We start from the raw sequence: 12684 nt of genomic DNA, 5'->3' as shown, positions 1-12684 counted from the left end.
ATCAGTCGTTATTGCAGACCAGTGCAAAGTCATCCCAACCCAGAATTTAATCCTAGTGTCACAGCGCATCGCGATCGCGGTTTGCAAAAAGTGCTTGAACGCCTGATCGGAACAATGGAACGAGACGCTTTAGTCATACAAACAACAAACCGTCTCAGAGAAACGTTGCAAGTGGATCGCGTGGTTTTGTATTACTTTTACTATCAATGGCAAGGACAAGTAACATTTGAAGCCTTGAGTTCTGAAGAATTTTCTATCTTAGGTTCAACAGGGCCTGATGATTGTTTTAATGATGAGTATGCTGCCATGTATTTGGCAGGACGGGTACGCGCAATCCCCGATATTGAATCAGAAGCAATTGCTACTTGTCACCGAGATTTTCTGCGCCAATTGCAGGTTCGCGCCAACCTGGTTGTACCAGTCTTGACTCCCAAAGGATTATGGGGACTATTAGTGGCTCACCACTGTCAAGCACCTCGTCAGTGGTTGTCATCAGATATTGAACTGATGCAAACAGAGGCGCAAGTTCTAGCAGCAGCGCCTTGTATTCGGGAGAGTTAAGGACTAGTATCCAATCAATCTTTTTAAAAAAGATAATTTACCCTTTGTGTAGGGAGCATATCGCCATTTTAAATCCAACCAAAAGGGATTGTGTAATACACTTTTATAGTGAGAAAATGTGTCAAAACTAAATTTACCGTGATAACTGCCGATACCGCTATCACCTACGCCACCAAATGGTAAGGATGAGACTCCAATATGCATGACTGTTTCATTGAGACACACAGTCCCTGATGAAGTTGTCTGTAAAACTCTTTGTTGAAGATTTTTATTATTAGAAAATAAGTATAAAGCTAAAGCTTTAGGTAGGGAATTGATCAAAGCGATCGCTTCTGATATATCTGTGTATTCGATAATTGGTAAAACTGGCCCAAAAATTTCCTCTTGCATAATAGAATCTGTCAAGGAAACATTCTCTATTAATGTAGGAGCAATATAAAGTTGTTCTCTGTTTGTCTCTCCACCAAAAATAATTTTATTTCCCTTTAAAAGACTTATGATTCTATCAAATTGTTTTTGATTGATAATTCTGCCATAATCAGGACTGATGGCAGGGTTATTGCCATAAAAGTCTTGGATACATTTTTGAACTGCACATATTAAATTTTTTTTAATGTTAGTATGTACTAATAAATAATCTGGTGCCAAGCAAGTTTGTCCAGCATTAATAAACTTACCCCAAGTAATGCGTCTAGCAGTATGTGTAATATGAATATCTGTATCAACAATACAAGGATTTTTGCCACCCAATTCTAAGGTCACAGGTGTAAGATTTTTGGCTGCGGCTTCCATAATAATTTTAGCTACAGCAGTACCGCCAGTGAAAAATATGTGATCAAACTTTTCTGACAATAATTTTTGACTTGTTTCCACACCTCCTTCAATAACTGTAATGTATTCTGGCTGGAAATATTTAGCTATGAGCTTAGAAATAACACTGGATGTATGCGGAGCTAATTCTGATGGTTTAATAATAGTACAATTTCCAGCAGCGATCGCTCCGATCAATGGTGTGATTACTAACTGAAAAGGATAGTTCCAACTACCAATAATTAAAACAACTCCTAACGGTTCTGGATAAATTTTTGCTGAAGCAGGAAGTAATTGCCAAGGGACTTTTGCTTTTTGAGGCTTAGTCCAGTTTTTAAGATTTTTGATACAATATTCAATTTCTTTGATAACTAATATTATTTCTGAAGAAAAAGCCTCAAATTCTGGTTTATTTAAATCTGCTTTTAAAGCCTGACAAATTACTGTTTCGTTTTCCTTAACGCTTTGTTGTAAAAGTTTGAGTTGGAAAATACGAAAAGATAGTGATTGAGTTTTACCAGATTGAAAAAAAACTCGTTGTTGATCAAGAATTTCATGAATTGACGTTTCAGAAATCATTTAATCTCTCAAATAAATATATTTTAATTTAAATGAGTATAACGGGAAAATCCCCACATTCGTAAATTTTAATACATTTTGGTTATAAATAGATGTATCTCAATTTAATGGATAACTTATATCTAATGTGTATTCACTGCTGTTGTTAACGAGTAATTTATCTGCATCCATCAGCGTGCATCGGTGTGTATCGGTGTTCGTCTTCCCAAACATTATCGGACGATGAGATGAATTCAAGCTACAAAAAAATCGGTGAATATTGAACACAGATGAACACAGATGAACACAGATAAGTTATCCGTGTGCATCGGTGTGTATCGGTGTTCGTCTTCCCAAACATTATCGGACGATGAGATGAATTCAAGCTACAAAAAAATCGGTGAATATCGAACACAGATGAACACAGATGAACACAGATAAGTTATCCGTGTGCATCGGTGTTTGGTTTCTAAAAAATAAATCTTTTGCACCTCGAATTCACATCAAATGTAAATTATAAAATTACTGTTTGATGGGTAAATTAACAATAAATATGCTGCCTTTTCCTACCTCTGAACTTACTTCAATACTTCCTTTGTGTGCTTCTACTATTCGGCGAGAAAGATACAGTCCTAAACCACTACCAGAACGTTTGTGACTACCTTGGCGAAATCGTTCAAATAAAGTTGCTTGTTCTTCAGGAGGAATACCAGGTCCTGTATCTGCTATTTTGATCGTAATACTGCCATCATTACTGGTAATTGGTACAAGACTTATGGTGACAAAACCTTTATCGGTAAACTTGATGGCGTTACCGATCAAGTTGGTGAATAGGCGATGTAGTTCTAAGCGATCGCCTACAATTGTACTTTTACTAGAATCCTGATCAATATCTAAATTTATTGCCAGTTGCTTGGCTTGAGCCAAAGGAGTTAGTTCGCCTGCAACTTCTTTGAGTAATTGCTCTAAATTAACTGGTTGAAAGGCTAGGGTTTTGCGACCTGCTTCAAAACGATATACTTCCAATAAGGTATTCACCATCGCTAGCAGGTTAGTATTACTACGAGCCATGATGGTGATCACTTCCTGCATCGGTGCTGATAAACTCCCTAGCGCACCTTCCGAAAGCAGTGTCAGCATTCGTTCTGCTGCAACTAGAGGTGTGCGTAAGTCGTGGGTGAGACGAGAAACAAAATCTTCTCTTTGGCGCGCAATTTCATCTCTTTCATCTATACTATGCTTTAATCGCAGCAGTGATCGCACTCTTGCTAATAACTCATCCACTGTCACAGGTTTACGGATAAAATCATCAGCACCTAAATCTAAACCTTGGGCGACATTGGGTGAATCGTGGGCTGTAATCAGTAAAATCGGGATAAATGGCAAACTCCTATTTTCTCTCATCCGCTTAGTTACTTCATAACCATCCATCCCTGGCATCATCAGATCTAGCAACACTAAATCAAAATTAGCTTCAGAAATTTTTGCCAATGCAGAAACACCATTTTCTGCTGTAGTAACTGTGTAGCCTTCTTCTTCTAAAATGGTTTTGATTAAAAACACGTTATCAGGTGAATCATCAACTACCAGAATATTGTCTGAGTTACAAGATTGCGTAATCATTGGCCTTTAGGAATTTGAGTAATGTTGAATTAATATTTAATAATTTATTAGTATTAATGATATCTATAATTTACTACTTTTTTCTCACTTGCTCTCTTATTACTTTTATAGATCGATAATAAAATGATTTTGCCAATGAATCACGAAAATGCAAATATTTTTGTATGCTGATGCAAGAAATTGTTAGAAATCAAGTCCATAAAATAAAAATACTAATTACTGTTTTTTATCAAGCAATAAACAACTATCATTTATGCTCACATAAAATTATATTTTTGGCCACGTCTATCTATTTATAACAAATGAAGAGGAAACAAAAACCACATATTAATATAAAGTCAAGTAATTAGTAGTTTACCAGCTATTTGTCCTACCTATATGAACTGGCATCTGACCAATATTTATACACAGCTTTGAGAACAAGATAATTTTGCTGCCCATAAATTTGCATCGAAATGTTTATCTTTACTTGATTATATGTAGCCACTCACTCAACTTTAATTGAAGATATAAATTGCATACTTTTTAATATTGGTAAAGCAACATAACGTAATGATTTTCAATCGCATAACCCTAAGGCATTAGCTCAAGGATTTTTTGGGTAATTTAACAATCCTCATGCAATGCTGAAGTTTATTTTAGCTTAGATTGGCGGTCAATCTTATTCTGACTCAAACTGTATTCTTAATAGCAGCAAGTTGCGATCTAACGACATCATCTTGTGATTGAACGATAGCAAGTTGTGATCTAACGGCAGTGATCGCACACCCAGAAAATGAATACAATCAAGTTGAAAAGTCATACAATATGTGACTAAATCAGGTTTTATGGGTAAAAATAATCAAAGCGATCGCATTTGTCTTGGCAAACTTTAGGAAAATAGAGAGGTTTGGTTAAAGGGGAAGCGGTCAGACTCATTACCCATAAAGCCTGACAGCAATTGGTGTGGTGTTTTCCCAGATAACTGATAACTACTAACTGCTAAAGACTCTGGCAAAAGATGAGACTTGTCCTATAGTTATGTAGTATTTTTGGTGAAAGCCCGTCTTTATACATACATTACTCCAATGAAACAGCTCCTCTGCCAATTATTGAATTGGAAAAAACATATCCAATGGATAATGTCAAAATCAGAAGGATTGAGAATTTCTACCTTCTGCCTTCTGCTTATGGTTTCTGCATTTTTTGCTACACCAGCTTTTGCTACAGGTGTATATGAAATGCCCAATTTCACGCCCAATACTTGGGTTGTAGACCAAGCTGAAGTCCTTAGTCGTGTAAATGAAGGCAAAATTAGTAGTGCCTTAGAGGATTTAGCCAAGAAAACTGGAAATGAAGTCAGATTTGTTACCGTACGTCGTTTAGATTATGGTGAAACCCCGGAAAGCTTTACGAAAGCATTATTTGAAAAATGGTTTCCGACAACAGAAGCACAAGCCAATCAAACCTTATTAATGATTGATACCGTTACTAACGGTGCTGCTATTATCAGTGGCGATCGCGTCAAGTCTTTACTGACAGACGAAATTGCCAAAAGTGTGGCAGATGAAACCCTAATGGCACCTTTGCGAGATGGTGACAAATATAATCAAGCATTTTTAGATGCTAGCGATCGCTTAGTCGCTGTACTTTCTGGTGAACCGGATCCTGGTCCACCCCAAATAGTGGAAAAAGTGCAGGTAGAAGGCACCTTTGGGAAAACAGAAGCAGCCGATAAAGGCAATGCGATCGCCTGGGTAGTGGGGCTTTTAATTGCTGCCACTGTCATCCCAATGGCGACTTATTACATTTACCTAGCTGTCCAACCATCATCTTCTGATGGTAATGGTTAGTGGTTAGTGGTTAGTGGTTAGTGGTGATTAACTACTATCTACTAACTACCAACTACTAACAAATTCCAACTAATCTTGAACATACTCTTGTCCTGTCACCAAAGCAATCTCAGCACGAACAAATTCTCGACCTAAATAAGCTGCATGGTTTAGCTGAGTCACGGGACAGGGCTTTGTTTGTTCAAATATTTGCACACATAATTCTTTTGCTGTCCTCCCTGTAAATACTGTTGTGTGAGTTCGTTCTACTTTTCCTCGTGCCGGAATTACTTTTCCCGTTTCTGGATCTACTGCTAAACCATGCTCATCAATTACATTAGTGAAATGCTTGGCACAAATCAGCCCTGTTTCTCGCTCTAAGTAAATAATGAAATATCCACCAGGATCAAGATCAATATGACGCTGAGAAAGTTTATCATCTATTTGCGCTAAATCTTCCAATTTCAAACCCATAGGTATCGTAAAACTAAACTTGACTCAAGGATTTTTTACCCTTTCTCAAGTTTAGTTCTTATCTTCCTCTAAGTAGTCTGTTATTTGAGAATTTTAGGCTTCAATTATATTTTTGAGAAAATGGTAATTCTGCATTGATTGCTTCAATTTCTTCTTGTTCGAGTTCATTTACTTCAGCGATGTAAGAACACAAAATTTGTCGCAAACGATTGTTGTAAAAACGATGCAAACTATAGTTTGCCATTGCTGGAAAACCACGGCGTTTTTTGTGGCGTCCGCCTGCACCAGGGTCAAAAATTTGGATACCGTTAGCGATCGCCCATTCAATTGGGGCATAATAACAAGCATTAAAATGTAGACAATCTATTTCTTGAAAGCTACCCCAGTAGCGCCCATACATCCTATCGCCCTTGAACAAACAAAAAGACATCCCCATTGGTTGATGCTGATTTTGTTCGTTATATGCAGCGAAAAATAAAACGCGATCGCGATAATTATCATGTAGCTGCTCAAAAAACCGCTTGGTTAGATATTTACTACCCCACCAGCCAAATTTATCGCAAGTATCTGCATAAAACTCGTACATTAACCCAAATAAAGACTTGGGAATTTCTTCTCCACACAAAGGTTGTAGTCGCAAACCAGCCTTCTCTACCGCTTTGCGTTCTCGCTTGATATTGCGGCGCTGGTTAGCGTTAAATACTGCTAGATAATCATCAAAAGTTTGAAAGCTAAGATTCTGCCAAATATAGCTATGATGCAGCCAAGCAGTAAAACCGCAGCGTTCTAAAACAGGACGCCATTGGGGATCTACATAGAGAAAATGGCAACCAGAAATACGATGTTTTGAGCAAAAAGCATCAATTTCATGCACCATAATTGCTGTAATCTCATCTTCATCTTCCCCAGGCGCAATTAAAAATCGATAACCTTCCGCAGGGGTAAACGGTGACATACCCAACATTTTTGGGTAATATTCTACACCTATACGTTGCGCCAAATCAGCCCATTGGTGATCAAACACAAATTCGCCATAACTGTGTCCCTTTAAGTAAAGTGGAGCAGCAGCAATGAGTGTTCTGTCTCGCCACAAGGTGAGGTGATTAGGTAACCAACCGGTTTTAGCTGTAGCGCTACCTGAAGTTTCCAAATTGTTCAGCCAGTTCCACTCTAAAAATGGGGTTGTCAGTGGTAGTGCTAAAGCATCCCAAATCGATTGGGGAACTTCGGCAATTTTATTGATCCAAGCAACAGAGTAGCGAGGCTTTAGTTGTTCCACCATCGCGAGCTTCCGATACAAAAATTAATAATTATCTTACAACTATTGATGAGGGATTGGGGGTGGGGAGATGGGGTGTGAGGGGTGTGTAGACGCGTAGCGGCTTCCCGTAAGGGTGGGGTGTGAGGAGTGTGTAGACGCGTAGCGGCTTCCCGTAAGGGTGGGGTGTGAGGAGTGTGGGAATAACCACTAACCACTAACCACTAACCACTAACTACTAACTACCAACAACCAACTATCAACCATTAACTAACGAACAACTTGATAATGAAGAAAAACCTCTTGTCCTACAGTATTAACTTCTAGAAGTTTTAGCTGGGGAGCTAATTTTGGTGAAAATCCTTTGCCTCCTACAGGTGTAGGCGCACCAGTACCACCTAAAATTAAGGGACAAATGGTCAGCCAGAGTTCATCTATTAAATCTAATTCCACCATAGAGGCGACTAATTCACCACCACCTAGTATTGCTAATCGTGCTACACCTAATTTTGCTAGATGCTCTAGGGCTGCTGCAATGTCAATTTTTCCCTCTTCTGTTTCAAATACCAAAATCTGCTCAAATTCAGGTCGTTTATGCCAAAAAACCGCCCCTGTGGTTGTGGTGAGCAACCAACGTTTAATCGACTGCTGAAAAAAGCGAATTTCCGGATTTAGGTTGGCAGTGTGTGTAATTACTATCTGTACTGGTTGAAGGGGTTTACCCCCTTGTGTTCGATTTTGCAGCAGTTGTGGATTCGTTACTGTCAGTGTTGTGCCGTAAGCGCGGAGAGTATCAGCACCAAATAAGACTGCATCAGCAGCAGCGATTTTGCTTTCTAGATGTGCTTTATCGCTATTGGAGCCAAAGCGAGCAGGCGATCGCATAACATCAGCTATCTTGCCATCTGCACTCATGGCTAAAACCACCGTAGTATAAGGTCGATATTTGATCATTGATTTTTTTTGTATATTTTTTCTCTAATATTTTTGACTTTTGATTCTCAAAAATAATGATACTGGCACATTCCTGTTTACAACTAATTTCACTGCTTTATTTGCATAAAATTAAAGTTGCAATCACAACTAGTTGCTTTCAGTGTTTGTGTAAGATGTATTTTTTTGCTATCCAGTCATATGATGGTTTAAAATTTTTGGCAACAACCAATATTCATTGCTTAATAATATTAGTTAATCTAATTGCATTTGGTTGCTGTTGTGGTTTGCAAATGCCAAGTGAGAGTGCCGATGGCTAAGCAGCGTCAATCCTCCTTTAGAAGGATTTTAGTATCAAAGATTTTGCTCCTGTCTGTTCCAGTATTATTGATAGGTGAAATAGTTGCCTATCAAAAAGCACGTTATAGTCTGCTAGAAACTGCCCGTCAAAATTTAACCGCAAGTGCCGTTCTCAAGGGAGAAAAGATTGCAGATACATTCGCTGCTTTAAAAGCAAATTTGCTCAGTGCTACTAAAACCCAGGTAATTCAATCAGGTACACTTCCCCAAATAGAAGAGTTTTTGCATCAGCTAGCACAACAGCAACCACGGCAAATTGAATGCATACAATTAGTAGATTCTAATCGCGATACGATTAGTGCTAGTACGTGCGGTAAAGAACCAATAAGTCAATTAAATTCTTCTTTTTCTGATCAGGAATTAGAAGTAAAGTTATTATCACCAAAATTGAACACTACCGGAAATAAAGATGAACAAAGTAAACTAAAGTTACTATTATCAGCACCAGTTTATGATCTTGCTGGTCAATGGCGCTACAATTTAGTCTTCAAATCAACGGTTCTACGCGAAAAAATCAAAAATAAACCTGGCTTACTGACAGGATCAACAGTAGTTATTGCCGAAAATGGAATAATTTTAGCACATCCAATTGCTAGTCGAATTGGTACTAATATTGCCCAGCATATAGATGCTTCACGTCTGCAAATGATCGTGAAAAATGCCATTGCTGGTAAGCAAGATACTCTGCATTTATTTTTTGATAAAGAGGGAGAAGAATTACTCGCTGGTTACACTGCGATTGACAGTCCAATCATCCAAGGAAAACAGCAAAAGTGGGTGATTTTAGCGGTTACTAGTCTGGACAATGCTTTGTATGATTTAGGACAAATCAAACTAATTTTGATTGTTTTGACATTTGGCTTAATTGGTGCCAGTGTTTTGGCAGCTTTATATTTAGCTCGTTGCTTGGCTCTTCCTGTAGAAGAATTGCGCGACTATGCTCTGAATCTCCACAGTCACCATAGTACAGTACCAGTCCCGCGCAACTTAAAAATCCGAGAATTCAATCAACTGGCTCAAGCATTGGATCAGATGCTAGAACGTCTCAAAGCTTGGGCAGAAGAAGTAGAAATAGCTTGGAAAGAAGCAAAAACCGCTAACCAGAGTAAAAGTCAGTTTTTGGCAGCAACTTCTCATGAATTGAGAAATCCATTACACATTATTATTAATTGTATTCGCCTAGTTCGAGATGACTTGTGTGATGACCGAGAAGAAGAACTCGAGTTCCTCAAGCGTGCTGATGACACAGCAATTCACTTACTAGGTATTATTAATGAACTGCTTGATATTTCCAAAATAGAAGCTGGTAAACTCTCTGTATCTTTAGAACCAATTGACCTGCAAAAATTACTCAAAGAGGTCATCAATTTGCAATCTGTGAATATTCAACAAAAAGGCTTGCAGTTAAATATTCCTCAACAGATGAGCGAGTTGATAGTGGTGAATGCTGATTCAGCCAAACTGAAGCAGGTATTAATTAATATTCTCGGTAATGCTACTAAATTTACTGATGAGGGCAGCATTACAATCACAACAGAAATTCAAGAAATTGATGGTAAATCCCAGGTGATTGTTACTGTTCAAGATACAGGTGTGGGCATTGATCCCGCCCAGCAACAAAAGTTATTTCGCCCGTTTGTCATGGTGGATGATGGTACTACGCGCAAATTTGGTGGTACAGGACTGGGATTGGCTATTTCACGCAACTTAATTGAACTGATGGGAGGTAAGATCACCCTTGAAAGTAAAGGTATCAATCAAGGTACAACAGTGAAAATTATTTTACCTTTGATAGATACCCATCAGGAGAACACAGAAGATGGTACTCAGTTGCATTCAAAAATAGTAACTGAGGTATCGGAAGATGGGGAGTTTCCTGATGGGGAGAGAATTTCACCCCATCTCCCCATTGCCAAAAGTGTTACGCTTGACCGCAACTTGGTATGAGGAGAGTGGGAGAATTAAACTCTCTTAGTGAACAACCAGAACTTAGTACTGATTTGTACTCAGTGCAACAAGTTTGCCATTCTGGTTAAGTGATTCTGTCAGGGCAGCAAGAATATTTACTAACTGCGTGCCTATCCAACCAGATGAAACCATGCAAGGAGTATTGTTTTGGATGCAATGAACAAAGCGATCGCATACTCGTTTTAATGGTTCATTTTTTTCGATTTGCAGCACTTGTTGGCTTTGATTGACAGGAATAAAATGATTGGCTTGCATTTCTAGTTCGCCATGCAGTAGCGTTAAAGGTGATGCAGCTGACATTTCATCAAAAATTAAACTGCCCCGACTACCTACAACTACTAAACGTCTCTGCTTATCAGGATTGAGCCAACACAAATGAATGTAAGCTTGAAAACCATTAGGATAGGTTAGTGTCACCCACACTAAGTCAGCTAAACCTGATGGGGAGATGGGTAGATGGGGAGATGGAGTGATGGTTCTCCCCACCTCCGGTTCTCCCAACTTCCCTACCTTCTCTTGTAGCCACACCCTACCCGATGCTTGTACGCTCACTGGTTGTTGACCTAACCAAGTATTAAATATAGCAATATCGTGAATTGCTAAGTCCCATAGGGCATCAACATCTTGGCGGACTGGTCCGAGATGGGTACGACAAGCATAGCCGTAGCGCAAATCCCCTAATTCTCCTTCCTGAACAACAACTTGCCCTCGTTCCACTGCTGGATGAAACAGATAGGTGTGATCTACCATGAGTTGCCGTTGCCGTTTTTGGGCTAGCTGACAGAGTTCATGACATTCCTTTAGGTTTAAAGTTAAAGGTTTCTCTGCTAAAACATGGTATCCCCAATCTAAAGCATCAGTAATTAGGGAGTAATGTGTGCTAGCAGGAGTGGCTATTACGACTGCATCTAAATCTTTTATTTGTTTAATTTTTTGCCATTCGGTTGTTAATAATATGCTTTTTTCCGTAGTTTTACTAAAAAAATATTGACGTTGTACTGTTGCCAAACGCTCTGAATTGGGGTCTACCACTGCTGCAACTGCAACCTGGGGATTTTCTAGAAAATTTCGCAACAAATGCACACCCCAACGTCCTACTCCAACGACAGCAATTTTAATTTGATTAGTCATTAGTCAAGTGTCAAGAGTCAAGAATAAAGACGTGAACTCGTGTCTTGCACTAGTTGCAGTCATTAGACCTGTTGCATGAATCCTGAAAACCCCCTCAATCCCCCGTGAACCGCCGGGAGGGTTAAGGTGGGGTCAAAATATTTGTGCAAGAGGTCTATTGGAAGGCTGAACCTCCAAAACCTCGTTACTAAGTTGAAGAACTTGGTAACGAGAACTAGAAGCAGACTAAATCAAAATTTCAGCTTGTTTTAACAGGTTTAAGCTTTGAGTTGTGAACTTTAGTTCACGGCTTAGTGCAAGATGTGAACGAGAAAGATCACGCCTCTACTCAATCGTGTGTAGTCTATATAACTATCGTCAATTGGGAAAAACCCTGGAATTTTAACTTTTTGCTTGGAAGTAATTAGTGATTTTCCTGTGTACTTAGAGTTAAAAAAGCAACTTTTGCTGCTGCTTGTTCGGCAGCTTTAATGGAACGGCCCTTTCCTTCACCAAATTTTTGTCCGTGCAACCACACTTGGGCAATGAAACGCTCTTGATTATTATGAGGCTGACTAATTTCTACAACTCGATATTCTGGTAAAACCTTAAACTGGGCTTGAGTCCATTCTTGGAGAGCAGCTTTGTAATTTAGTCTGGCTGGATCGAGGCGAATTTCTGCTGCCAGTTCTTTGAAGTGAGGATCTAGCCAAGGACGAATTAAATCTAGGTTGTTAGTGCTGAGGTAAAGCGCTCCCAGAACCGCTTCAAAAGCATCTGCTAATCTTGACTGTTGACCAGCTTTGTCAGCAGTAGCACTGCCAGCCACAAGTAAATATAGTTCAAAACCGTAAGAGCGTGCTAGTTGAGCTAAAATGCGATCGCTCACTAATACCGAACGAATTGCCGCAAAATCTCCCACCGGACAATTTGGATAATTCTCCCACAACACAATTGCTGCTACCAACCGCACCACAGCATCACCAACAAATTCCAGATGTTCATAATTTGCTGACTCAGATACGGTTGGATGAGTTAGTGCTAAGTCTAGCAGTTGCCATTTAATTGGTGCTTCTATTGCCAAACCTAATTTTCTGACTAGACTTTCAAGTTGTCGTTGTCGGCGTGGATAAGCAAGGGTCATCCGATTTAGATTTTGGATTTTAGATTTTGCGAAAATTTTGTAGACGCGTTCAGCGTCTACGTGCCGCGTCCCGG

Annotated in this window: 10 protein-coding genes; 3 read left to right on the top strand and 7 right to left on the bottom strand. The window is 39.1% G+C overall.

Features of this window, described 5'->3' with window-relative positions:
- The first annotated feature begins 21 nt into the window (after nt 1–21).
- Complete coding sequence (locus NIES592_RS17485; protein ID WP_009457990.1) at nt 22–561, top strand: GAF domain-containing protein; 540 nt, start codon at nt 22–24, stop codon at nt 559–561.
- 3 nt (nt 562–564) lie between these two features.
- On the opposite strand, the gene NIES592_RS17480 is transcribed toward NIES592_RS17485, so the two are convergent.
- On the bottom strand, nt 565–1950 hold the full coding sequence (locus NIES592_RS17480) for an aldehyde dehydrogenase (RefSeq protein ID WP_073556423.1): 1386 nt from the start codon (nt 1948–1950) through the stop codon (nt 565–567).
- A 501-nt stretch (nt 1951–2451) separates the two neighbouring features.
- Entirely contained in the window at nt 2452–3552 is a 1101-nt protein-coding gene (locus tag NIES592_RS17475) for a hybrid sensor histidine kinase/response regulator (protein WP_062245307.1), read from the bottom strand.
- 1067 nt (nt 3553–4619) lie between these two features.
- On the opposite strand from NIES592_RS17475, the gene psb32 reads away from it, so the two are divergent.
- Nucleotides 4620–5384, top strand: coding sequence for a photosystem II repair protein Psb32 (gene psb32, locus NIES592_RS17470; RefSeq protein WP_062245310.1), 765 nt, complete (start codon nt 4620–4622; stop codon nt 5382–5384).
- Between the two features lie 69 nt (nt 5385–5453).
- Here the strand turns inward: psb32 and NIES592_RS17465 are convergent, their stop codons facing one another.
- From NIES592_RS17465 to NIES592_RS17455, 3 genes are all read right to left on the bottom strand, one after another.
- Complete coding sequence (locus NIES592_RS17465) at nt 5454–5837, bottom strand: DUF4346 domain-containing protein (protein ID WP_009457998.1); 384 nt, start codon at nt 5835–5837, stop codon at nt 5454–5456.
- A gap of 100 nt (nt 5838–5937) precedes the next feature.
- The gene (locus NIES592_RS17460; protein ID WP_073556422.1) at nt 5938–7119 is read right to left on the bottom strand and encodes a GNAT family N-acetyltransferase; all 1182 of its coding nucleotides are present in this window, start codon (nt 7117–7119) and stop codon (nt 5938–5940) included.
- A gap of 246 nt (nt 7120–7365) precedes the next feature.
- Complete coding sequence (locus tag NIES592_RS17455) at nt 7366–8049, bottom strand: RibD family protein (protein ID WP_073556421.1); 684 nt, start codon at nt 8047–8049, stop codon at nt 7366–7368.
- Between the two features lie 291 nt (nt 8050–8340).
- Here NIES592_RS17455 and NIES592_RS17445 point away from each other — a divergent pair, with 291 nt between their 5' ends.
- Nucleotides 8341–10335: a sensor histidine kinase gene (locus tag NIES592_RS17445; protein WP_073556420.1), complete on the top strand. Its 1995-nt coding sequence runs from the start codon at nt 8341–8343 to the stop codon at nt 10333–10335.
- 42 nt (nt 10336–10377) lie between these two features.
- Here NIES592_RS17445 and NIES592_RS17440 read toward each other — a convergent pair whose 3' ends face one another.
- Together NIES592_RS17440 and rnc are read right to left on the bottom strand one after the other, a co-directional pair.
- The gene (locus tag NIES592_RS17440) at nt 10378–11487 is read right to left on the bottom strand and encodes a Gfo/Idh/MocA family protein (protein ID WP_062245323.1); all 1110 of its coding nucleotides are present in this window, start codon (nt 11485–11487) and stop codon (nt 10378–10380) included.
- Nucleotides 11488–11890: 403 nt separating this feature from the next.
- Nucleotides 11891–12610: a ribonuclease III gene (gene rnc, locus NIES592_RS17435; RefSeq protein ID WP_062245326.1), complete on the bottom strand. Its 720-nt coding sequence runs from the start codon at nt 12608–12610 to the stop codon at nt 11891–11893.
- Nucleotides 12611–12684: the final 74 nt, after the last annotated feature.

This window comes from Fischerella major NIES-592 (assembly GCF_001904645.1).
In the GTDB taxonomy this organism is placed as follows: Bacteria; Cyanobacteriota; Cyanobacteriia; order Cyanobacteriales; family Nostocaceae; genus Fischerella; species Fischerella thermalis.
Note: the sequence above shows the minus strand (reverse complement) of the source record. Positions and strands in the feature narration are given on the sequence as shown.